This is a genomic window from Nocardia sp. NPDC058518, from assembly GCF_042719655.1.
Taxonomy (GTDB): Bacteria; Actinomycetota; Actinomycetes; order Mycobacteriales; family Mycobacteriaceae; genus Nocardia.
On the sequence record NZ_JBHXNJ010000002.1, the window covers coordinates 17335 to 39015 of the forward strand.

Sequence of the window (21681 nt, forward strand, 5' to 3'; positions counted from 1 at the left end):
CCCGCGCGCGGGGGGGCCCCGTGCACCCGGCCCCCCGCCGCCGGGCGCGGCCCGCCCCCGGCCACTTCGTGGCCGTCCCTCCCTAGGGGTCGGGAGTGCGGTGGTTGGGTTGGGCGGGTTGTGGATGACGGGGACAGTCTGGGTGAACGGGGTGGGTTACCGCAGGTGCACCGCGGTCGCGGCGCGGCGGAGTTTGCCAGAGGAGGTCTTCGGGAGGGCTCCCGGTCCGAGGACGGCCACCGTGCGGGGGCGGGCGCCTACTTCGGTGAACACCTCGTGGACGATCTCCCGCTCGATGCGCTTCACCTCGTCGGAGTCCTGGTAGTCGTTGGATTCGACGACCACCGCGAAGCTCTCGCGTTTCTCGCCCGAGTCGAGGCGCACCGCCACCGCGTTGCCGGGGCGGACTCCCGGTACGCGCAGCGCGGCTCGTTCGATGTCGGTGGGGTAGATATTGCGGCCGCCCATGATGATGACGTCCTTCATGCGCCCGCAGACCACCATCAGGCCCGCTTCGGTGAAGTAGCCGATGTCACCGGTGTCGAGCCAGCCCTCGGCATCCTGGGCAGGGCGGAAACCGTCGACGGTGACATAGCCCGAAGTGACCGCGGGACCACGCAATTCGATGACTCCGACGGACCGAACCGGCAGCGGCTGACGTTCGGCGTCGACGACGCGGCCTTCCAGGTCGTCGACGAGGTGCCCCAGCGTCGGCAGCCTGCGTGGGGTGCCGTGGTGGCCGTCCTCGGCGATCGGCACCGCCTTGCCGACGACCTCGAGCAGATCGGCGTCGATCACGTCGAGCACCTGCCCGTGGCCGGCGTCGGGGATCGACACGGCCAGGGTTGTCTCGGCCATGCCGTAGACCGGTGTGAGCGCCATCGGGTTGAGCCCGAACTGTTTTCCCGCCGCCGCGAGGGCGATCATGGTGTCGGGGTCGACCGGTTCGGCGCCGTTCCACATGTAGCGCACGCTCGACAGATCCATGGTGCCCGGCTCGGCCTGGCGCAGCCGCCGCGCCAGCAGGGAGTACGCGAAATTGGGTGCGGCGGTGACCGTTCCTCGGTACTTGTCGATCAGCTCGGCCCACAGCAGTGGGCGTGCCAGGAAGTCCAGCGGCGTTACGCACACCACCTCGGCGCCGAATTGCATAGGTACGCTAAGGAATCCGACCATGCCCATGTCGTGGAACAGTGGCAGCCAGCTGATCATCACGTCGTCGTCGAGCTGGAATTTGACGCGATTGAACATCGCGTACGCGTTGACGTAGAAGTTACCGTGGGTTATCCGCACCGCCTTGGGTGATCCGGTCGACCCAGAGGTCAACTGCTGCAACGCGATATCGTCCTCTGTGGTCGGCACCGGATCGGTATCGGTGCCGCTGTGCAGGTCCTCGATCCGCACCACAGTGATCCCGCGTTCCCGTAGCACCGGTTCGGCGGGCGCGAACGGCGCGCCGAGGACGACGGCTTTCGCGTCGATCATGCGCAGCACCGTTTCGGTGTCGCGCACCCAGACCTCGAGGTCGGTCCGCGGCGTCGGCTGATGCAACATCGTGATCGAAGCGCCACGCATCCAGATGCCCTGGCAGGCGGGCGCGATATCGACGGGCAGACCCGCCAGTACGCCGACAGCGTCTCCGTGCCCGATTCCGGCGGCCGCGAGAGCACCCGCCATCCGCCTCGCCTGAGTGTGAATCTCCCCCCAGGTCTGCCGCAGCGGTGCCTCCGGCTCTCCGGTGACCAGCCCCTTCGAGCTGGTCAACGCTGTGCCAAACATTTCGTCGGTGAACCTGCTCAACGTCGGTCTCCCTTTACGCCAACGATCGGTTACGGCCGTGCTCTGCACTCCCAACAAAGAAATCCCGCCCCGCCCCGCGCGTGTTAACCCGGGCTGACACCAGCACCCCTGCTGTTGCGCCCTAGACAGCGAAGGTGGCTGCGTAGCGGTCTACGTATGGTCTACCCGATAGCAGGGCAATTTCCCGCATCAGCAGGTCCGTTGCCGCTCTGACCTGGGCGTGATGAACAGCGGTGGGATAGTGCCTAGCCGGGTGGACGGTGACGCGTACCTTGGTGAAACGCAACAGTTTCCGACCGCGAGGATTCATGCGATCGGTACCGTCCAGGACCACGGGCACCACCGGTGCCCCGGTGGCCATGGCAACGCGCAGCGCCCCGGTGCGACCACGATAGACCCTGCCATCCCGTGACCGTGTGCCCTCCGGGTGAATTGCCCAGGCGCCGCCGCCGTCGAGGATTCCGGTGGCCGCCGCGAGCGCGTCTGCTGCCGCGTCGCCACCGGTGCGGTCCACCGGCACCTGGCCCGCGGCGGTGAAGAACCAGCGCTTGCATCGCCCGCGGATTCCCGTCCCCGTGAAGTACTCCTGTTTCGCCAGGAAGGTGAGTGGCCGCGGGATCACCAGGGCCAGGTAGAGCGAGTCGATGAAAGCCAGATGATTGGCCGCGATGATCACCGGGCCGGTGCGTGGAATGTGCTCCAGCCCCTCGACGTGCGGGCGCCCGAGCAGGCGAAGCGCCGGGCCGATGAGAACGTATTTGCACAACAGATACCACATGGGCGGCCCTTCCGTAGATAGTGTCTACAGCACCCTAGTAGACACTGTCTACGCAGGCGACGGCGAATGCCGCCGACCCGGTGTGCAGAATTGCCGGTATGCCTGAGTCGTTGCGCGAGCGCCTGATCGACGCCGGTGTCGATCTGCTCGAAACCGAGGGCTTGGGCGCACTCGGGCTGCGTGCGATCGCACGGGCCGCCGGTGTCTCACACGGAGCGCCGCGGCGATGGTTTCCCACGCACGCGGCGCTGCTCGCGGCGATCGCGGCGCGCGGATTCGGGGAGCTGATCGCGCGGTTCGCCGACCTCGCCACGATCGAGGACCCGCGCGAACGGTTGCGCCGGATGGCGGTCGACTATGTGGATTTCGCGGTGTCGCGGCCCGAGATGTTCACGCTGATGTTTCGCCACGATCTGCTGGCCGGTTCCGGCGAGAACCTGCGAGCCACCACGCGGCCGCTGTACGGCCAGGTGGTCGAGCTGGTCGCGGCGGTGGCGCCGGAGTCGGCGCCGCAGCGCGCGCTGGCCCTGTGGACCAATGTGCACGGTCTGGCGACGATCGCCGTCAACCGGACGCTGGAAATCGTTGCCCCCGATCAGGACCCGCGAGTGCTCGCGGACCGGATCGTCGGTGAGCACCTCGCAGGGCTCAGCGGCTGAGCTCGGCCAGCGTCGTGACGAAGCGGTCGAGATCGTCCTGGCTGACGAAGTAGTGCGGGGACGCCCGCAGGACGGCGGGCAGGGTGCGTTCGGACATGTCGAGCAGGGTGGAGCCCGCGTGGCTGACGGTGACGGTGATCGCGTGCTCGGCGAGCCGGTCGCGCAGCTGTTCGGGGTCGTGGCCCTCGACGGTGAACGAGACGATGCCGCTGTGCTCGGTGCCGAGGTCGCGCACGGTCACGCCGGGCAGTTCCGGCAGCGTCTTGCGCAGGTACCCGGCGCGGGTGGCGACGGCGGCGTACACCTCGTCGGCGCCCTGTTCGAGCAGGTAGTCGACGGCGGCGCCGAGGCCGAGGCGGGCGGCGACACCGCACTCCCAGAACTCGAAACGGGACGCGTCGTCGGCGAGGCGGTATTCGCCGGGGCTCACCCACGCGGCACTGTGCAGGTCGAGGCGGGCCGGCTCCATCGTCTGCGCCAATTCGGCACGGACGTAGAGGAATCCGGTGCCTCTGGGTCCGCGCAACCATTTGCGGCCGGTGGTCGACATGGCGTCGACCCCGAGTTCGGTGACGTCGATGGGCAGCTGCCCGGTCGACTGGCAGGCGTCGAGCAGCACCAGCGCACCGGCTTCGTGGGCGATCCTGGTGGCCTCGCCGACCGGGTTCACGAGGCCGCCGTTGGTCGGTGCGTGTTGCAGCGATACCAGCCGAACGCGCTCGTCGAGCATGTCGGCGAGCGCGTCGGTGTCGAGGCGTCCGGTGTCGTCGCTGGGAATGCGCTCGACCACGGCTCCGGTGTGCTTCGCGCGCTGTAGCGCGGCGATCGCGTTGCTGGCGTAGTCGGCGCCGGAGATCAGGATCCGGTCGCCGGGATTCAGCGGCACCGAGTAGGCGAAATCAGCCCATGACCGGGACGCACTGTCGCTGAGCGCGATGGTGTCGGCAGTGGCGCCGATGAGGGTGGCGATCGAGGTCTTCACCTGGGCGAGGTCGGCGAGGCGTTCGTTAGCCGCGCGGTAGCCACCGATCTCGGCTTCGCGGTGTAGGTGGGCGATCATCGTGTCGACGACGACCTTCGGCGGCAGTGACGATCCGGCGCTGTCGAGGAAGACCTGACCGTTGGCAAGTCCTGAGGTGGCGGCTCTGATCGCGGCGAGGTCAAGCATGGTGACGACGATAGCGCCCCGAGCCGTTCCCCTTTTCGTCACTTTTTCTGTCGGTGGTCCTCGCTACTCTGGAATGAGCGAAACGCAGGTTCCCCGGCAGCACGCAGCACGTGGAGGTTGGTATGGCGGTCACCCTGGAACGTTCGTCGTGGCCCGATTATGCCCCCGACCAGGGCGAACTGTCGTCCAGGGCGGCCGCGGAGGCTTATGTCGGCGGCGTCTGTTTCAAGCTCGGTCCACCTGCGCTGATCGGCGCCGAACTGGAGTGGCTCACCGCCGGACCCACCGGTTCGCGCCCCTCGCTCGACCAGCTGGCCGTGGCCCTCGGGCCGCACGCACCGACCTCCATCGCTCCCGCTTCAGCCGCGGTTCCCCTGCCCGGCGGGAGCCTGGTCACCGTCGAACCCGGTGGTCAGATAGAACTTTCCAGCGCACCGTTCGCCGATCCGGCCGCGCTGACGCAGCATCTGCGCGCTGATGCGGCCCGTTTGCGGGACCTGCTCGCCGCCCGGGAGATCAGCATCTTCGCCGCCGCCGCCGATGCGGGCCGTCCCGCCGAGCGCCTGCTCCGGCTGCCGCGCTATACGGCGATGGAACGCCGTTTCGACAGCGTCGGCCCCTTCGGCACCCTGATGATGTGCAATACCGCCGCCACGCAGGTCAGCGTGGACGCGGGCGCCGATCCCGCCGAGATACGGGCGCGCTGGACCGCCCTCTACGCTCTCGGCCCCACCCTGATCGCGGCCTTCGCCTGCTCACCGCGCCTGCACGGCGTGCCACCCGGCGACTGGGCGTCTCAGCGCATGCGCACCTGGTTGCGCCTGGACCACTCCCGCGCCAGACCCCCGGTGGCCGACTGGGCCGACCCGATCGCCTCCTACGCGCACTGGGCGCTGGACGTGCCCCTGCTGTGCGTGCGCTGCACCGACGCGGACCCCGACTGGTCCCCACCCCCCGGCGCCACCTTCGCCGACTGGCTGTCCGGCGCCCTCGACGACGAAGTCGGCCGCCGCCCCACCCGTGCCGACCTGGACTACCACCTCACCACGCTGTTCCCCCCGGTCCGTCCGTCCGGTCACCTCGAGGTCCGCTACCTCGACACCCAGCCAGGCCAATCGTGGACCACCCCGATCCACCTGTTCGACGCCCTGCTGTCGACCCCGGCGGTAGTCGCCGAGGCAACCGCCATCGCCGCGCCCACCGCGGGGGAGTGGTTGACGTCCGCCCGTTGCGGATTACTCGACCCGCAATTGCGCCGCGCGGCCGTGGATGTGCTCGACCTGGCCACCGACCGTGCGCGAACACCCGCTGCGGCTGCGGAATTGGCCGCCGCGGCCCGCCGATGTAGGTCTGGTCGCAGCCCACTCGCTGAGGTCGACTCCGCACGCAGCGGCTCGTCGCGATGATCACGCCGCCGACCGTCCATCGCCGGCAAGCCAACACCTGTCGGTCCGAAGTCATTGTCGACCAGTCTGTTTCGGAGCTCTCGTGACCCTTTCCGCCCCCGCCGACCACAGCGACCGCGACCGGACACGCGCCCGGATCGCCGAGGTTCTCGCGCGTGCTCGCCGCCGCACCGCACTGCTCACCGACGGCGTGGACGAGGCCGATCTCGTCGCGCAGCATTCGCCGCTGATGTCGCCGCTGGTCTGGGATCTGGCGCATATCGGGAACCAGGAAGAGCTGTGGCTGGTGCGCGATGTCGGTGGCCGTGATGCGGTGCGTGCCGATATCGACGAGCTCTACGACGCGTTCAAGCACGCCAGGTCGAACCGGCCCGCGCTGCCGCTGCTCGATCCGGGGCAGGCGCGCGGCTACCTCGGATCGGTGCGCGAAAAGGTCCTCGACGTCCTTGATTCCAGCGATCTGGCCGGTACTCCGCTGGTGGACAACGGTTTTGCCTTCGGCATGATCGCCCAGCACGAACAGCAGCACGACGAGACCATGCTGGCCACCCATCAATTGCGGATCGGCGCGCCGGTGCTCTCGGCCCCGCCCGCCCCTGTCGCGCAGGTTCCGGTCGGCGGCGAAATCGTCCTTCCCGCAGGCGAGTTCCTGATGGGTACCTCGGCCGATCCGTGGGCGCTGGACAACGAACGCCCCGCCCATCCGGTGCACGTCGACGGTTTCGCGATCGATGTCGCGCCGGTGACCAACGGGCAGTTCCTGGCCTTCCTCGACGACGGCGGCTACGACCGGCCCGAGCTGTGGTCGGAGCGCGGCTGGGCGCACCGCAAGGAGGCGGGTTTGGTCGCGCCGCAGTTCTGGCAGCGCGACGCTGACGGGTGGACGCGCACGGCATTCGGCGTCCGCGCCCCGCTGCGGCTCGATCAGCCGGTAGTGCACGTGTGCTGGTTCGAGGCCGAGGCCTTCGCGCGCTGGGCCGGAAAGCGATTGCCGACCGAGGCCGAATGGGAGAAGGCGGCCCGATTCGACCCGAGAACCGGTGCGTCGCGGCGCTATCCGTGGGGCGAGGACCAACCGGACGCACACCTGGCCAATCTCGGCCAGCAGCACCTGGAGCCCGCCGAGGTCGGCGCCTACCCGGCAGGCGCGTCGGCCACCGGCGTGCACCAGCTCATCGGCGATGTCTGGGAATGGTGCTCTTCGGGTTTCGAGGCCTACCCCGGCTTCCGCGCGTTCCCCTACCGCGAGTACTCGGAGGTCTTCTTCGGCGGCGACTACCGCATCCTGCGCGGTGGCTCCTTCGGCACCGACGAGGTCGCCTGCCGCGCCACCTTCCGCAACTGGGACCACCCGATCCGCAGGCAGATCTTCGCCGGCTTCCGCCTCGCCAGGGACCTGCGCGAGGACGAACGCTGATGTGCAGACACCTCGGGTACGTCGGCCCACCGGTAGGGGTCGGCGAGCTGGTGATGCGCGGCCCGCACTCGCTCTACGCCCAGTCCTGGGCGCCTGCCGACATGCGCGCGGGCGGCACGATCAACGCCGACGGCTTCGGCGTCGCCTGGTGGCGGCGAGCCGATATCGGCGTCGACGCTCCCCGCGACACGGTCACCCGCTACCGCAACCAGGCCCCGATCTGGACCGACCCCGCTGTCGCCGAAGTCCTCGGTCAGCTCGAATCCCGCTCGGTGATCGCCGCCGTCCGCTCGGCCACTGTCGGCATGCCGTTGGAGCGGTCCGCCTGCGCCCCCTTCACCGACGAACACTGGGCCTTCAGCCACAACGGCGTCATCCCGAACTGGCGGACGACCCTCGTTTCCGTCCTCGCCGACCTGAACGAAATATTCGCCGCCGCACCGCAGGACGTGGATCCGGCCGCTGTCGCGGCGGCGGAATCCTCTTCACCCGCATCACTGTTCAGCTCGCCCGCGGTGCTGTTGCAGGCTGAGGCACTCACCGACTCCGCCGCACTGTGGGTGTTGTTGCGAGGCCTGCTCCGTGCCATCACTCCCGCGGGTCCGATCACGTCTCCGGCTGATGCCGTCCAACTGCTGGTCGGGCTCGTCCTGCGCCATCAGCCGAACGCACGGCTGAACCTATTGCTCGGCAACGGAGTTCAGCTGTGGGCCACCACCTGCTGGCACGCGCTGTCGGTGCTCGTGGCGGACGACTACACAGTGCTGTCCTCCGAACCCTACGACGCCGACCCACGCTGGCAACCCGTCGGCGACCGCCAGGTGGTCGCCGCTGTACCCGGCCACTGCACCATCACCGATCTCGAACTCCCCGCCACCGAAAGGGTCCGTTCATGACCGCGCCGCTGCTGGACATCCACCTCACCGACGACGATCTCACCGCGGCCTTGCGCACCGACGCCCGCACAGGTCTCACCGCCGAGCCGAAGTCCTTGCCGCCCAAGTGGTTCTACGACGCGCGCGGCAGCGAGCTCTTCGAGCAGATCACCGAACTCCCCGAGTACTACCCGACCCGCACCGAGCGAGCCCTGCTCGAGCGGGTCGTCGGCGAGATCGCCGCGGCGGCCCACGCCGAGGTGCTGGTGGAGCTCGGCTCGGGCTCGGCCGCGAAGACCCGGCTCCTGCTGGACGCCCTCACCGCCGAAGGCTCGCTGAAAACCTATGTTCCGCAGGATGTCTCGGCATCGGCACTGCGCGGTGCGGCCGACGAGATCGCGGCCGAGTACCCGAACCTGTCCGTGCACGGAGTGGTCAGCGACTTCACCGACACCCTGCACAACCTGCCCCGCGGCGGCCGGCGCATGATCGCCTTCCTCGGCGGCACCATCGGCAACCTGGTTCCCGACGAGCGCGCCGAATTCCTGGCAGGGATCAACGAGGTCCTCGAACCCGGCGAACTGCTCCTGCTCGGCGCGGGCCTGGTGATCGACCCCGCGATCCTGGTCCCCGCCTACGACGACGCCGCGGGCGTCACCGCGGAATTCAACCGCAACGTCCTGCACGTCCTCAACAACCGGCTCGACGCCGATTTCGCCCCCGAGAAATTCGAACACGTCGCCATCTGGGACGCCGACAACGAATGGATCGAAATGCGCCTGCGCGCCACGGAAGCGATGACGGCCACCGTCGCCGGGCTGGACCTGACCGTCGACTTCGCGGCGGGCGAGGAAATGCGCACCGAGATCTCCGCCAAATTCCGCCCCGAATCCCTCGCCGCCGAACTCGACGCAGCGGGCTTCACCCCCGCCCACACCTGGACCGACCCCGACAACCGCTTCATCCTGGCCCTGGCCGAACGCCGCTGATCAGGTGATTCGTCGGCGACGGCGTTGCGCGGCGGGGGCTAGAGGTCGAGTTCGTCGGCGAGGTATTCGCCGCTGGTGAGGTTCTCGTCGCCCTCGAGGTCCTTTTCGAGGCCCTCTTCGCCGTTGACGGCGTCGTCGTCGAAGAGGGCGCCGTCGAGATCGTCCTCGCCGCGTACTCGCACCGCGGCCTCCTCGGCGGGGCGTTCGTCTTCTTCGGCCGCCTCGCGGCGGGCGCCGCCCTCGGTGTTCTCCTCGGAGACTTCCTCGGTGATGCCGAGGAAGCCGTCGGCGTCGGCCTCGTGGTTGCGGATCACGTAGTCCGCGGGTGGGTCCTCCACATAGCGCTCGTATTCGACGATATCGTCGGCTTGATCGTCGTCGCCCATGTCCATGTCCAACGGTTCACGGCTCATGGTTTCCAGTATCGGCCTCCGAGGGCCGTGACGTCACGAGCCACGCGCGGGCCGTCGGTTACCGCCTACGGGCGCCTGCCGCTCGTATCCTCCGAGACGCCCTCGAGGACAGCCGCGAACCATTCGACGAGCGGCCGCAGGTCGTTCCAGGCGCGGCGGATCTCGGTGGCCGCGGCCGGGGTGGTGAGCCAGTCCGGGGCGCCGAACTCGCGGTGCACGGTCAGCGACTTGTGGCGCAGCAGGTCGATGCGTGGATGGTCGGCGGCATAGCCTCGCGGCTTGGTTTTGAGCTTGTCGCCGCCGAGGGTGAAACCGGCCGCGGTCGTCGCGGCCAGGATCTTCTCGAGTTCCGCGCCGCGCACCTCGTCGTCGATCGTGGCGCGCAAGACGGCCAAGGCCGTGGGCGAGGGCTGGAAGCAGCCACCCGCGATGAACAACCCCGCCGCCCCGATCTGCACATACCAGCCGACGCCGGGCGACACCCCCGCCACCGCACCCTGGTGCGTCTTGTAGGGCAGCTTGTCGGCCGAGAATCGGACGTCACGGTAGGGCCGAAAGATCTTGGCCTGTCCGAATTCGGCCGCTAGTTCGCCGGCGAGCGCGGTCATCGGAGCCCGCACGGCTTCGTCGTAGATGTGTTTGTGCGCGTTCCAGAAGGCCTTCGAGTTGTCGGCCTCCAGATCTTCGTAGAAGTCGAGGCCGGTGAGCGGGAATCCGGTGAAAGCATCCATCGGTGCTGCGCTTCTCCGTTCTGTTCGGCGGTCGGGCTACCGCTACCAGTATCGCGCGTCGCGGCTCAGAGGCCGCCGAGCAGCGCCACGAACACGATGACCAGCAATGCGGCCAGCGCCGCTATCGCACCGTTGACGATCGCCGCCCACTTGCCCATTTCCTCGCCCTTGGCATGCCCGACCAGCCCGAGCACGATCCCCGTCGGCGCGGTGATCAGCACCGGCAGCCCACACAGCGCCAACCCGCCGAACACCGAAGCGGCGGCACAGCAGAAACTGAAGATCGACCACAGCGGCGTGTTGTCCTGGTACCCATAACCCGGCTGGGGCGGAAACGGCTGATACGGCGCAGCGCCGTACGGTGCCCGGACCGGCGCGGGATAGCCCGGCAACGGATTGCCGGAAACGGGATATCCAGCGGCGGGATAACCAGGAGCGGGATAACCCGGCGCAGGCGGCGGCGGTGGTGGTGGATACGGCGGCATCTCGACAGCCGGACCCGGATTCGCGATCCCACCCCATGGCTCCCCGCCCGACGGATCAGACACCTCCGGCGCGTCCTGCACCCGCGGCACAACCTGATCCTTACCGAGTTCGACCCGTCGCTCCGGCTCAGTCCCCATGCCGCCCCCTCACATCGATCTGCCCCATGCCTACCACGCAATTCCCCCACGCACCACAAACGGCCCCCGGCGAATGCCAGAGGGCCGTAGGTGAACTCGAAACTACGCGTTGCCGTTGAACAGGCCGGTTACGGAGCCGTTCTCGAAGACCTCGCGAATGGTGCGGGCCAGCAGCGGGGCGATCGACAGCACGGTCAGCGTCGGGAACTTCTTCTCCTCGCTGATCGGCAGGGTGTTGGTGATGACGACTTCCCTGGCACCACAGCTGGCGAGGCGCTCGGCGGCCGGATCACTGAGCACACCGTGGGTGGCCGCGATGATGACGTCGCCCGCGCCCGCTTCCTTGAGCACCTTCACCGCACCGGCGATGGTGCCACCGGTGTCGATCATGTCGTCGATCAGCACGCAGGTGCGGCCTTCGACGTCACCGACGACGCGGTTGGACTTCACCTGGTTGGGCACCAGCGGGTCGCGGGTCTTGTGGATGAACGCCAGCGGCGTGCCACCGAGCGCGTCGGCCCACTTCTCGGCGACCTTCACGCGGCCCGCGTCGGGGGAGACGACCGCGAGGTTGTCCGACGGGTAGTTGGTGCGGATGTAGTCCGACAGCTGCACCAGCGCGTGCATGTGATCGACGGGGCCGTCGAAGAAGCCCTGGATCTGGTCGGTGTGTAGGTCGACGCTGATGATGCGGTCGGCGCCCGCGGTCTTGAGCAGGTCGGCGACCAGACGGGCCGAGATCGGCTCGCGGCCGCGGTGCTTCTTGTCCTGGCGCGCGTACGGGTAGAACGGCAGTACCGCGGTGATCCGCTTGGCCGAACCGCGCTTGAGCGCGTCGATCATGATGAGCTGTTCCATCAGCCACTGGTTCAGCGGGGCGGGGAAGCTCTGCAGCACGAAGGCGTCGGAACCGCGGACCGACTCCTCGAAGCGGACGAAGATCTCACCGTTGGCGAAGTCGCGCGCGGTCTGCGGGGTGATGTCGACGTCGAGTTCCTTGGCGACCTGCTCGGCCAGCTCAGGATGTGACCGGCCGGCGAAGAGCATCAAGTTCTTCTGGTTGTCGATCGAGAACGCGGTCACTGCTGGTTGCCATCCTTTTGCTCGATTGTCTTCGAAGACGTCTCGTCTGCCGCGATGGCTTCCGCCGCCGCGCGCGCCGCAGCGGTTCCTGGACGGTAGCGCTGCACCCAGTTTTCAATAGTGCGCTGTGGCCCACCCGACACAGCAAGTGCACCCGGTGGAACGCTTCTGCGCAGTACAGTACCCGCACCCGTATAGGCCCCGTCACCCACCGTTACCGGTGCGATAAACATGGTGTCGCTCCCTGTTCGCACATGGGAACCAACCACGGTGTGGTGCTTGTTCACTCCGTCATAGTTCACAAAAACACTGGAAGCGCCGATGTTGCTGTACTCGCCGATCGTCGCGTCGCCGACGTAGGTCAGGTGCGGCACCTTCGAGTGCGCGCCGATCGAGGCGTTCTTGGTCTCGACGAACGCGCCGAGCTTGCCTTCCTCGCCGACGACCGTGCCCGGCCGCAGATAACTGAACGGCCCGATGGACGCGCCGTCGCCGATCTGGGCGTGTGTCCCGTGCGTTCGGACCACACTCGCGCCGACCCCGACGAGCACGTCGGTGAGCGTGGTGTCGGGTCCGATCTCGGCGTCCTCGCCGATGTCGGTGCTGCCGAAGAGCTGGGTGCCCGGCCGCAGCACGGCGTCGCGGCCGATGCGCACGCTCGCGTCGATCCACGTCGTCGCGGGGTCGATGATGGTGACGCCCGCGCGCATGTGGCGCTCGAGAATGTAGCGATTGAGGGTGGCGCCCGCCTGGGACAGCTGTACCCGGTCGTTCACGCCGGTGACCTTGTTCGAGTCGATCAGCCGCGCGCCGTGCACGGGATGACCGGCCTCGCGGGCCAGCCGCAGCACATCGGTGAGGTAGAGCTCGTGCTGGGCGTTGGCGGTGGACAGCCGCCCGATCATGGTGCGCAGCACGGACGCGTCGAACGCGTAGACGCCGGAGTTGACCTCTTTGATCTTGGCCTGCGTCGGCGTGGCGTCGGCGTGCTCCACGATCTCGGCGACCTGACCGTCGTCGTCGCGCACGATCCGGCCGTAGCCGTTGGCGTCGTCGGGCACGAAGGTCAGGACCGTCACGGCGGGCCGCTCGGCGTAGCTGCGGTGCTCGTCGAGCAGCGCGGAGAGAGTGTGCCCGTCGAGCAGCGGCACATCGGCCGAAGTGACGAGAAGGTCGCCGTCGAAGTCCGCCGGGATCGAACCCAGTGCGCACTGCACCGCGTGACCGGTTCCGAGTTGCTGCTCCTGCACGGCGCACACGATCTCGCGGCCGAGTTCCTTACCCACGTCCGCGACGGCGGCTCCGACCTTCTCGCGGTCGTGTCCGACAACGGTGATCAGGTGGGTCGGATCGATCTCGACGGCGGCGTGCAGCGCGTGCGAGAGCATCGATCGGCCCGCCAACGGGTGCAGCACTTTCGGAGTCTTCGACCGCATTCGCGTCCCAGCACCTGCTGCGAGAACGACGACGGCGGTCTGCGGTGGCATGGATCTCCCTCGGCTGCCTGTCAGCGAGTGTGCTGTGGCGGGTTCGGTCGGTAGATGGTGCGGGCCGACGATACGTCACTGTGTGTCCGTGTGCTCCGCCGCCAGGACTCGAACCTGAACTATCTGAACCAAAATCAGAGGTGCTGCCATTACACTACGGCGGATCGCCACACCAGTGGGCCGTGCGGGCCCACCACTGTGCTACGGCACGGCATGATCCTCGCACACGATCCCGTCCTCGAGCGAATCTTGTCCACGCCTGTCGTGCCCGAGGTCGGATGGCGTTGTTAGCCTTCTGGAACGCACGTACTGATTTCTCGTGAGTCGAAAAACGCGGAGAGGCGGGGGCACGCATGTCTTCCAGTGAGCCGGGTCGCACCAGCAGGCCGAGGATGACCGGTACGCAGCGCAGGCAGCAGTTGATCGAGATCGGTCGCGCGTTGTTCGCGGAGCGGGGGTACGACGCGACATCGATCGAGGAGATCGCGCAGCGCGCGCAGGTGTCCAAGCCGGTCGTCTACGAGCACTTCGGCGGCAAGGAAGGCCTCTACGCGGTGGTCGTCGATCGCGAGATGTCGATGCTGCTGGAGATGGTCACCTCCTCGCTCACCCGCAATCGCTCGCGGGTGCGATTAGAGCAGGTCGCGCTGGCCTTGCTCACCTACATCGAGGAACGGACCGACGGATTCCGGATCCTGGTCCGCGACCAGCCTGCGGCCAGCTCCGACGGTCGCTACTCGAGCCTGCTCAACGAGGCCGTCAACCAGGTCGCGCATCTGCTCGCCGGTGATTTCGGCCGTCGTGATCTCGATACCAGCCTCGCCCCGCTCTACGCCCAAGCCCTGGTCGGCATGGTGTCGACCACCGCCACCTGGTGGCTCGACGAGCGCACTCCGCCCAAAGAGGTGGTGGCCGCGCACCTGGTCAACCTGTGCTGGAACGGTTTGAGTCATTTGGAAGCCGAACCGGGGCTCAGCTCCGAATGGAATACGGGGACTACGCCGACAATCGGTGGGGTAACCGGACGTTAGCGCACGCAGGGTGGACCGAATCCATGATTCGGCTGCCACTTTGCCGCCTGGTGGTACGGTTCACCCATCCTTTTGGGTGCTGCCGGGCGGTATGTCGATCAAATTTCGGGATGTCGGTCTACTTCAGGATGGCTGGATTATTGGATGACAGGCGGATCTGATGGCTAGGCAAGCACGCGCGGAGATCACCCGCGACTCCGTCCTTGCTGGCGCTGCCGATGTCTTTCTCCGTTTGGGCTACGCCAACGCGAGCCTCAGCGAAATCATCGCGCAGTCCAATGTGACCAAGGGCGCCTTGTACTTTCACTTCGGCTCCAAGGAGGAGCTGGCCAGGGCGGTGGTCGATCAGGGCAACGAGCGCCTGATCGGATCCTGCCAGGGCTTCTTCGATTCCCGGGTGCCCGCATTGGAAGCCGGCATCGGGATCACCTACGTGGTGGCCGATCTATCGATGAACGATCCGATGGTGGGGGCGATGCTCAAGCTCACCCATCAGATCGGTGACTATCGCGGCGCGCAGGGTGACAACATCGCCAAGACCTGGGGTGAGACCTACCGGCTGCTGTCGGAGCGGGCCATCGCCCAGGGTGATCTGATCGCTGATCTCGATCCCGATGTGGTCGGCGTGCTGCTGCAGGAACTGACCGCGGGCGTGCACATCGTCGCGGTCGGCACCGAGTCGATGGATCAGATGGCGGCGCGGATGGAGCGGGCCTGGTACTTCCTGCTGCCCTCGCTGGTGCCGCCGGAGAAGCTCTCGTACTTCCGGGAGTTCGCCGCGCGCAGGCTGCGTCGCTACGTCGTCTAGTTCACACGCTGCGGTCGGTGGCGAGTACTGCCCGCACATCGGCGTCGGCCCCGGTCGGCGTGATCCGGACTTCGTTGCGGCCGAACGCGTGCAGTAGCAGCTCCGACGGCGTGCCGGTGAGTACCACCTCGACGCCTTCGCCACGACGCGCCGTGATCGTGGCCCCCTGTGGCGTCGCGAGGACGACCGGGACCGGCGACTTGCGGTAGGCCGCACGGGCGACGGTGCGCAGGGTGGACCACAGCCGGTCTTCGTCGCGCGCCGCCAATTGCCTTGGCTCCCAGCCCGGTTCGGACCTGCGGACGTCTTCGTGGTGGACGAACATCTCGCTGAGATTGGCCACCGCGTCGACCGGGCGCAGCGGCGACCACCACGGCGGGCCGGTGCGGACCAGCTCGAGCAGCTCGGCGAACGGGCGCTGCGCGATCTGCGCCTGCTTCGCGTCGAGGTATCCGGCCATCGGACGGAAGACGATGCCGATCGACGCGTCGGGCCTGCGTTCCCGGACCACCAGGTGGGCCGCGAGGTCGTGCACCGTCCAGGTGCCGCACAAGGTAGGCGCGGCAGGGCCCGCCTCGGTCATCGTTTCCACGAGGGCGTGGCGTTCACGTCGAGCCAGACTCACGCCTCGACCCTACGCGGGTCCGGACGTCAACCGGGCTGCACGGGGCCTGTCGGACCCGATGACTAGACTTCGAGACGGCCACCTCGCCCATCCGAACTGCGCAATCAGGAGCGAACAATGTCCTCCCTTCGTCCTCCGCTCGCCGGTCTGGCCGAGGCGGTCGCGGGTGACGCCGCGCTGCGAACGGTCACCGACCTGGTCGGCAAATCCGGGGTGGAATTGGTCGCACCATCGGCCGTACGGCCGTTCGTCGCCGCGACGATCGCCGACCAGCGCCCCCTGGTGGTGGTGACCGCGACCGGTCGGGAAGCCGACGATCTGACCGTGGAACTCACCGAGATGCTCGGCCCCTCGGTAGCCATGTTCCCGTCCTGGGAGACCCTGCCGCACGAACGGCTCTCGCCCGGCCCCGACACCGTGGGCCGCAGGCTCGAGGTGCTGCGCAGGCTGGCCCACCCCGAAGATCCGGTGTACCCCGATCCGCTCCGGGTCGTGGTCACCACGGTGCGTTCGCTGATGCAGCCGATGACCGCGGGCCTCGGCGATATCGAACCGGTGGTGCTGCGCGTCGGCAGTGAGTTCGATTTCGACGAATTGCTCGCTCGCCTGGTCGAATTCGCGTACACCCGCGTCGACATGGTCGGCAAGCGCGGCGAGTTCGCGGTGCGCGGCGGCATCCTCGATCTGTTCGCGCCGACCGCGGATCATCCGGTGCGCGTGGAGTTCTGGGGCGACGAGGTCACCGAGATCCGGCCGTTCTCGGTCGCCGATCAGCGCTCGATCGGCGAGAGCACCGTCGAGCTGGCGGTCGCGCCGCCGTGCCGTGAGCTGCTGCTCACCACGCCGGTGCGCGAACGCGCCGCCGCGGTCGCCGCCGACAACGAGGCCGACGCCTCCCTGGTCGAGATGCTGGACAAGATCGCCGAGGGCATCCCCGTCGACGGCATGGAGGCCCTGCTGCCGGTCCTCGCGCCGGGCAAGCTCAGCCTGCTCACCGAGGCACTGCCCGCGGGCACCCAATTGCTGCTGTGCGACCCGGAGAAGATCCGCACCCGGGCGGCCGATCTCGTGCGTACCGGCGAGGAATTCCTCGAAGCGTCATGGACCGCTGCCTCTTTCGGTAGCGACGCCCCGCTCGGCGCCAACGGCCTCGACCTGGCCGCCTCCGGTTACCGCGGCCTGCCCGAATTGCACACCAGCGCAGACGAACTCGGCCTGCCGTGGTGGACGCTGAGCCCGCTCAGCTCCGGCGACCCGATCGAGGTGAACCTGCCGGTGGCCCCCGGGCCCACCGCCCGCGGGTCCGAGGAACTGGTCGCCACCATCTTCGCGTCGCTGCGCGCGCACGTCGCCACCGGCGGCCGCGCGGTGGTCGTGGTCACCGGCCACGGCACCGCGCAACGAGTGCTGGAACGGCTCGGTGAGGCCGACGTGCCCGCGGCGCTGCTGCCCGCCGGTGCGGTTCCGGAGCCGGGTGTGGTCGGTGTGCTGTGTGGTTCGCTGCACGACGGCCTGATCTTCGACGACGCCGGTCTGGTGGTCGTCGCCGAATCCGATCTCACCGGCAACCGGGTCACCGCGCCCACCGAGGGCAAGCGGCTGCCCGCCAAGCGCCGCAACCAGGTCGACCCGCTCGCCCTCACCTCGGGCGACATGGTGGTGCACGACCAGCACGGCATCGGCCGGTTCGTCGAGATGATCGAGCGCACCATCGGCGGCGCGCGGCGCGAGTACCTGGTCATCGAATACGCGCCGAGCAAGCGCGGCCAGCCCGGCGACCGGCTGTTCGTGCCCATGGAATCCCTCGACCAGCTCTCCCGCTACGTCGGTGGCGAACTGCCGAGCCTGTCCAAGCTCGGCGGCTCCGACTGGGCCAACACGAAACGTAAGGCGCGCAAGGCCGTTCGCGAGATCGCGGGCGAGCTGGTGCAGCTCTACGCCGCGCGTCAGGCCGCGCCCGGCCACGCCTTCGCCCCGGATACGCCGTGGCAGCAGGAGATGGAGGACGCGTTCGCGTTCACCGAGACCGTCGACCAGATGACCGCCATCACCGACGTGAAGTCGGACATGGAGAAGGCGGTGCCGATGGACCGTGTGGTCTGCGGCGATGTGGGCTACGGCAAGACCGAGATCGCCGTGCGCGCCGCGTTCAAGGCGGTGCAGGACGGCAAGCAGGTCGCCGTGCTCGTGCCGACCACACTGCTCGCCCAGCAGCATCTGCAGACCTTCACCGAACGCGTCGCGGGTTTCCCGGTGACGGTGAAGGGCCTGTCCCGGTTCACCGATGCCTCCGATTCCAAGGAGATCATGGCCGGGCTGGCCGACGGCTCGGTCGACATCGTGGTGGGCACCCACCGGTTGCTGCAGACCGGCGTGCGCTGGAAGGACCTCGGCCTGGTGGTGGTCGACGAGGAGCAGCGTTTCGGCGTGGAGCACAAGGAACACATCAAGGCGCTGCGCACCCACGTCGACGTGCTCACCATGTCGGCCACCCCGATCCCGCGCACCCTGGAGATGAGCCTGGCGGGCATTCGCGAGATGTCGACCATTCTCACCCCGCCCGAGGAGCGGCACCCGGTGCTCACCTATGTGGGCGCCTACAACGACAAACAGGTCACCGCAGCCATCCGCCGTGAGCTGATGCGCGACGGTCAGGTCTTCTACGTGCACAACCGGGTGTCCTCGATCGACAAGGCCGCCAAGAAGATCCGTGATCTGGTGCCAGAGGCGCGGGTGGTGGTGGCGCACGGTCAGATGAACGAGGATCAGCTCGAGAAGACCGTGCAGGGATTCTGGGAGCGCGAATACGACGTGCTCGTCTGCACCACGATCATCGAGACCGGTCTCGACATCTCCAACGCGAACACCTTGCTCGTGGAACGTGCCGACTCGCTCGGTCTCTCGCAGCTGCACCAGTTGCGTGGGCGCGTCGGTCGTTCCCGTGAGCGCGGCTACGCGTACTTCCTGTATCCGCCGGAGAAACCGCTCACCGAGACCGCCTACGACCGCCTGGCCACCATCGCGCAGAACTCCGATCTCGGTGCGGGTATGGCCGTGGCGATGAAGGACCTCGAGATCCGTGGCGCCGGCAATGTGCTCGGCGCCGAGCAGTCCGGTCACGTCGCAGGCGTCGGCTTCGATCTGTATGTGCGGCTGGTCGGTGAGGCGGTGGAGGCCTACCGGGCGGCCGCCGACGGCAAGCCGATCGTCACCGAGGAGAACAAGGAGGTGCGCATCGACCTGCCCGTCGACGCGCACATCCCGCCCGACTACATCGCCAGCGACCGCCTGCGGCTCGAGGCGTACCGCAAACTCGCCTCCGCCCAGGACGATATGGCCCTGGCGGCGGTCATCGAAGAGCTCGTCGACCGCTACGGCCCGCTGCCGGTGGAGGTCGGGCGACTGGTGGCGGTGGCCAAGCTCCGCCTGCTCGCGCGCGAGTACGACGTGTCCGAGATCGTGGTCACCGGTGCCTCGCTCAAGATCGCCCCGCTGAATCTCCCCGACTCCAAACAACTTCGGCTCAAGCGGATCTACCCCTCGGCCAACTATCGCCCGGCGAGCGGTCTGATCACCCTGCCGCTGCCGCGGATCACCGACAGCGTCGGCGCCGACCGGGTGCGTGACGTGGCAGTGCTGCAGTTCGTCGCCGATCTGCTGCTGGTGCTCGACGGCAAACCCCAGGGAATGGTGGATCTTTCGGTACCGGCGGAAGCCGCGGCGGCCCGATGAGCCAGGAGACCTCACAGGAGCAAGCCGACACCGCGGTCGTGGCCGCGGGACTGTCCGACGCCGTCGACGTGATGGACCGCCTCTGGCATTTCGGCGGCTGGGAACGCACCCAGACCCACGACTCGCTGCGCCCCTACCTGCTCGAGGAGACCTACGAACTCCTCGACGCCATCCAGGCAGGCGATGCCGAAACCATCAAGGAAGAACTCGGCGACCTCCTGCTGCAAGTCCTCTTCCACTCCCGAATCGCCGAGCACGCGGGCGAATTCACCGTCGAAGACGTCGCGGCGACGCTGGTCGACAAGCTTGTCCACCGCAGCCCCTATCTCACCGACGCCGACTTCTCGTCGGGGACCTCGGTAGCCGACAAGATCGCGGCGCAGGAAAAGGCTTGGGAGGAGCGCAAATCCGCGGAGAAGTCCCGCCGCTCCTGCCTCGACGGCATCGCGATGGCCCAACCCGCCCTCGCCCTCGCCGAGAAGATCCGCACCCGCAGCGCCACCGCGGGCCTGCCCGCCGACCTCGTCCCGGACACCCTGCGCGTGGTCGAGCTCGGCGGCCCCGACTCGGCGGAGGAACGCCTCCGCAAGGCTTCCGTCGACTTCGCCACCGCGATCCGGGCCGCCGAGGACGCCGCCGAGGCCGAACGAGGCACCCGGTCGCCGCTCACCGCGCACGACTGGCGCACCTTCTGGCAGCGCTGAGCATCACCTGCCGATGCGTGGTCACCCGCGGTCCAAGCCGTCAGTTACCGTTGAGCTAACGGCGTTTCGTGGGTCCGGTGCACGGCGCCGGCATCTGAGACGTTGCTGAGATCTTGTGGACAATCATGCGCGCGCCAGCGAGCAAGGGCCACACCGCTTTAGAATCGAAGCAGCTCGTCGTTCGCGGCGGGGCAGGGGACCGGCGATCGTCGAGGTGAGGTTGATGGGTACAGAGGTAGATCCGGCAAGTCAGGACGTGATGAACGACCACCCTGAGCTGGACGTGTTGCCGGTATGGCCGCAGGAGACCATCGCGGTGCTCGTGACCACCGATCCGTCGCCGCACGCGATCCCCGTCTCCTGGCCGGTGCGCGCGGGTGACCGGCGGATTCTCATCAGTTTGAAGTCCGATCGTGGGTCGCTGGCGCGGTTGCGGGAGCAGCCGGAGGTGGCGTTGCTGATTCTGGGCGGCGGCAATGTGGCGTTGTGTGCGCGAGGACGGGCGAAGGTCATCGCCGAGCAGATGCCGTCGGCGCAGGACTACACCGCGGTGCAGCTGGACGTCGACGTGATCGACGACCACCGACAGTCCGCGTTCGCCGTCGACCGTGGCATCCAGCGCACCGTGCTCGACGCCACCGAATTGCGGGCGCTCGAGGGCCGGGTCGAGACCCTGCGAACCTGGGCCGACGCCGGGTCCGCGACGTAAGTTCTTCTACGGCACACCATCTGGACAGAAGGGTTTTCATGAGCGTCACACTCGCCAAGGGCGGCAATGTCTCGCTGTCGAAGCAGACCGACAACCTCACCAAGGTGGCGGTCGGTCTCGGCTGGGACGTGCGCACCACCACCGGTGCCGACCACGACCTGGACGCCAGCGCGCTGGCCACCGGTACGAACTTGAAGGTGCTCTCGGACCAGCACTTCATCTTCTACAACAACCTGCGCTCGCCGGAAGGCACCATCGAGCACACCGGTGACAACCTGACCGGCGAGGGCGACGGCGACGACGAGGTCATCAATGTCGACCTGGCCGCCACGCCGCCGACGATCACCAACATCTTCTTCCCGGTCTCGATCCACGACGCCCAGGCCCGCGGCCAGTCGTTCGGCCAGATCCGCAACGCCTACATCCGCGTCACCGACGCGAACACCGGCGTGGAGCTGGCCCGCTACGACCTGTCCGAGGACGCGTCCACCGAGACCGCGATGGTGTTCGGCGAGCTCTACCGCCACAACAACGAGTGGAAGTTCCGCGCTGTCGGCCAGGGTTACGCCTCCGGCCTGGCGGGCATCGCTCGCGACTACGGCGTGAATCTCTGACGAACCACGACATGAAGGCGGGCGACTAT

Annotated in this window: 20 protein-coding genes and 1 tRNA gene; 11 read left to right on the forward strand and 10 right to left on the reverse strand. The window is 68.0% G+C overall.

All coding sequences use genetic code 11. The features are described 5' to 3' along the window. Positions 1-156: 156 nt before the first annotated feature. Both ACFWPX_RS04815 and ACFWPX_RS04820 read right to left on the reverse strand, forming a co-directional pair. Positions 157-1800 carry a fatty acyl-AMP ligase gene (locus tag ACFWPX_RS04815; protein ID WP_378919578.1) on the reverse strand — a complete coding sequence of 548 codons (1644 nt, stop codon included), beginning with the start codon at positions 1798-1800 and terminating at the stop codon, positions 157-159. A gap of 121 nt (positions 1801-1921) precedes the next feature. After that, a complete protein-coding gene (locus ACFWPX_RS04820; RefSeq protein WP_378926203.1) occupies positions 1922-2578 on the reverse strand; it encodes a lysophospholipid acyltransferase family protein in 657 nt (218 codons plus the stop codon). 98 nt (positions 2579-2676) lie between these two features. Between ACFWPX_RS04820 and ACFWPX_RS04825 the strand changes: the two genes are divergently transcribed. Beyond that, positions 2677-3237, forward strand: coding sequence for a TetR/AcrR family transcriptional regulator (locus ACFWPX_RS04825; RefSeq protein WP_378926205.1), 561 nt, complete (start codon positions 2677-2679; stop codon positions 3235-3237). Here the strand turns inward: ACFWPX_RS04825 and ACFWPX_RS04830 are convergent. Beyond that, a complete protein-coding gene (locus tag ACFWPX_RS04830) occupies positions 3227-4405 on the reverse strand; it encodes an aminotransferase class V-fold PLP-dependent enzyme (protein WP_378926207.1) in 1179 nt (392 codons plus the stop codon). The two genes, ACFWPX_RS04825 and ACFWPX_RS04830, sit on opposite strands and share 11 nt — an antisense overlap. 122 nt (positions 4406-4527) lie before the next feature. Here ACFWPX_RS04830 and egtA point away from each other — a divergent pair, with 122 nt between their 5' ends. From egtA to egtD, 4 genes are all read left to right on the forward strand, one after another. Further along, the gene (egtA, locus tag ACFWPX_RS04835) at positions 4528-5811 is read left to right on the forward strand and encodes an ergothioneine biosynthesis glutamate--cysteine ligase EgtA (protein ID WP_378926209.1); all 1284 of its coding nucleotides are present in this window, start codon (positions 4528-4530) and stop codon (positions 5809-5811) included. Positions 5812-5893: 82 nt separating this feature from the next. Continuing rightward, entirely contained in the window at positions 5894-7228 is a 1335-nt protein-coding gene (gene egtB, locus ACFWPX_RS04840; protein ID WP_378926211.1) for an ergothioneine biosynthesis protein EgtB, read from the forward strand. Continuing rightward, complete coding sequence (locus ACFWPX_RS04845; RefSeq protein WP_378926214.1) at positions 7228-8124, forward strand: class II glutamine amidotransferase; 897 nt, start codon at positions 7228-7230, stop codon at positions 8122-8124. The genes egtB and ACFWPX_RS04845 overlap by 1 nt, the downstream gene beginning before the upstream one ends. Next, complete coding sequence (gene egtD, locus ACFWPX_RS04850) at positions 8121-9092, forward strand: L-histidine N(alpha)-methyltransferase (protein ID WP_378926216.1); 972 nt, start codon at positions 8121-8123, stop codon at positions 9090-9092. Before ACFWPX_RS04845 ends, egtD begins: the two co-directional genes overlap by 4 nt. A gap of 38 nt (positions 9093-9130) precedes the next feature. On the opposite strand, the gene ACFWPX_RS04855 is transcribed toward egtD, so the two are convergent. From ACFWPX_RS04855 to ACFWPX_RS04880, 6 genes are all read right to left on the reverse strand, one after another. Then, complete coding sequence (locus ACFWPX_RS04855; protein WP_378926218.1) at positions 9131-9505, reverse strand: hypothetical protein; 375 nt, start codon at positions 9503-9505, stop codon at positions 9131-9133. A gap of 65 nt (positions 9506-9570) precedes the next feature. After that, entirely contained in the window at positions 9571-10236 is a 666-nt protein-coding gene (locus ACFWPX_RS04860; RefSeq protein WP_378926220.1) for a DUF2461 domain-containing protein, read from the reverse strand. A 65-nt stretch (positions 10237-10301) separates the two neighbouring features. Further along, complete coding sequence (locus tag ACFWPX_RS04865; RefSeq protein ID WP_378926222.1) at positions 10302-10859, reverse strand: hypothetical protein; 558 nt, start codon at positions 10857-10859, stop codon at positions 10302-10304. A 102-nt stretch (positions 10860-10961) separates the two neighbouring features. Then, positions 10962-11942 carry a ribose-phosphate diphosphokinase gene (locus ACFWPX_RS04870; RefSeq protein WP_378919556.1) on the reverse strand — a complete coding sequence of 327 codons (981 nt, stop codon included), beginning with the start codon at positions 11940-11942 and terminating at the stop codon, positions 10962-10964. Continuing rightward, positions 11939-13429, reverse strand: coding sequence for a bifunctional UDP-N-acetylglucosamine diphosphorylase/glucosamine-1-phosphate N-acetyltransferase GlmU (glmU, locus tag ACFWPX_RS04875; RefSeq protein ID WP_378919554.1), 1491 nt, complete (start codon positions 13427-13429; stop codon positions 11939-11941). The genes ACFWPX_RS04870 and glmU overlap by 4 nt, the downstream gene beginning before the upstream one ends. A 93-nt stretch (positions 13430-13522) precedes the next feature. Further along, positions 13523-13593 (reverse strand) — tRNA-Gln (locus tag ACFWPX_RS04880). A 228-nt stretch (positions 13594-13821) separates the two neighbouring features. Between ACFWPX_RS04880 and ACFWPX_RS04885 the strand changes: the two genes are divergently transcribed. Both ACFWPX_RS04885 and ACFWPX_RS04890 read left to right on the forward strand, forming a co-directional pair. Then, on the forward strand, positions 13822-14460 hold the full coding sequence (locus ACFWPX_RS04885; protein WP_378919552.1) for a TetR/AcrR family transcriptional regulator: 639 nt from the start codon (positions 13822-13824) through the stop codon (positions 14458-14460). A 160-nt stretch (positions 14461-14620) separates the two neighbouring features. Next, on the forward strand, positions 14621-15268 hold the full coding sequence (locus ACFWPX_RS04890) for a TetR family transcriptional regulator (RefSeq protein ID WP_378919550.1): 648 nt from the start codon (positions 14621-14623) through the stop codon (positions 15266-15268). A 1-nt stretch (position 15269) separates the two neighbouring features. On the opposite strand, the gene ACFWPX_RS04895 is transcribed toward ACFWPX_RS04890, so the two are convergent. After that, positions 15270-15893 (reverse strand): TIGR03085 family metal-binding protein, encoded by a 624-nt coding sequence (locus ACFWPX_RS04895; protein ID WP_378926224.1) that lies wholly within the window; start codon positions 15891-15893, stop codon positions 15270-15272. A gap of 117 nt (positions 15894-16010) precedes the next feature. On the opposite strand from ACFWPX_RS04895, the gene mfd reads away from it, so the two are divergent. The 4 genes from mfd to ACFWPX_RS04915 all read left to right on the forward strand — a co-directional run bounded on the left by mfd (position 16011) and on the right by ACFWPX_RS04915 (position 21652). Next, complete coding sequence (mfd, locus tag ACFWPX_RS04900) at positions 16011-19625, forward strand: transcription-repair coupling factor (protein WP_378926226.1); 3615 nt, start codon at positions 16011-16013, stop codon at positions 19623-19625. Then, entirely contained in the window at positions 19622-20329 is a 708-nt protein-coding gene (locus ACFWPX_RS04905; protein WP_378919544.1) for a MazG family protein, read from the forward strand. Before mfd ends, ACFWPX_RS04905 begins: the two co-directional genes overlap by 4 nt. 223 nt (positions 20330-20552) lie before the next feature. Further along, positions 20553-21038, forward strand: coding sequence for a hypothetical protein (locus tag ACFWPX_RS04910; protein ID WP_378919542.1), 486 nt, complete (start codon positions 20553-20555; stop codon positions 21036-21038). Positions 21039-21076: 38 nt separating this feature from the next. Continuing rightward, entirely contained in the window at positions 21077-21652 is a 576-nt protein-coding gene (locus ACFWPX_RS04915) for a TerD family protein (protein ID WP_378919540.1), read from the forward strand. Positions 21653-21681 lie beyond the last annotated feature (29 nt).

Bases quoted from the DNA above. Each gene is read 5' to 3' on its own strand.
- ACFWPX_RS04860 (WP_378926220.1), bottom strand. From the start codon at position 10,236: ATGGATGCTTTCACCGGATTCCCGCTCACCGGCCTCGACTTCTACGAA.
- ACFWPX_RS04885 (WP_378919552.1), top strand. From the start codon at position 13,822: ATGACCGGTACGCAGCGCAGGCAGCAGTTGATCGAGATCGGTCGCGCG.
- ACFWPX_RS04905 (WP_378919544.1), top strand. From the start codon at position 19,622: ATGAGCCAGGAGACCTCACAGGAGCAAGCCGACACCGCGGTCGTGGCC.
- egtA (WP_378926209.1), top strand. From the start codon at position 4,528: ATGGCGGTCACCCTGGAACGTTCGTCGTGGCCCGATTATGCCCCCGAC.
- ACFWPX_RS04855 (WP_378926218.1), bottom strand. From the start codon at position 9,505: ATGAGCCGTGAACCGTTGGACATGGACATGGGCGACGACGATCAAGCC.
- egtD (WP_378926216.1), top strand. From the start codon at position 8,121: ATGACCGCGCCGCTGCTGGACATCCACCTCACCGACGACGATCTCACC.
- ACFWPX_RS04890 (WP_378919550.1), top strand. From the start codon at position 14,621: ATGGCTAGGCAAGCACGCGCGGAGATCACCCGCGACTCCGTCCTTGCT.
- ACFWPX_RS04845 (WP_378926214.1), top strand. From the start codon at position 7,228: ATGTGCAGACACCTCGGGTACGTCGGCCCACCGGTAGGGGTCGGCGAG.
- glmU (WP_378919554.1), bottom strand. From the start codon at position 13,429: ATGCCACCGCAGACCGCCGTCGTCGTTCTCGCAGCAGGTGCTGGGACG.
- ACFWPX_RS04820 (WP_378926203.1), bottom strand. From the start codon at position 2,578: ATGTGGTATCTGTTGTGCAAATACGTTCTCATCGGCCCGGCGCTTCGC.
- ACFWPX_RS04865 (WP_378926222.1), bottom strand. From the start codon at position 10,859: ATGGGGACTGAGCCGGAGCGACGGGTCGAACTCGGTAAGGATCAGGTT.
- ACFWPX_RS04915 (WP_378919540.1), top strand. From the start codon at position 21,077: ATGAGCGTCACACTCGCCAAGGGCGGCAATGTCTCGCTGTCGAAGCAG.
- ACFWPX_RS04910 (WP_378919542.1), top strand. From the start codon at position 20,553: ATGGGTACAGAGGTAGATCCGGCAAGTCAGGACGTGATGAACGACCAC.
- mfd (WP_378926226.1), top strand. From the start codon at position 16,011: ATGTCCTCCCTTCGTCCTCCGCTCGCCGGTCTGGCCGAGGCGGTCGCG.
- ACFWPX_RS04825 (WP_378926205.1), top strand. From the start codon at position 2,677: ATGCCTGAGTCGTTGCGCGAGCGCCTGATCGACGCCGGTGTCGATCTG.
- ACFWPX_RS04830 (WP_378926207.1), bottom strand. From the start codon at position 4,405: ATGCTTGACCTCGCCGCGATCAGAGCCGCCACCTCAGGACTTGCCAAC.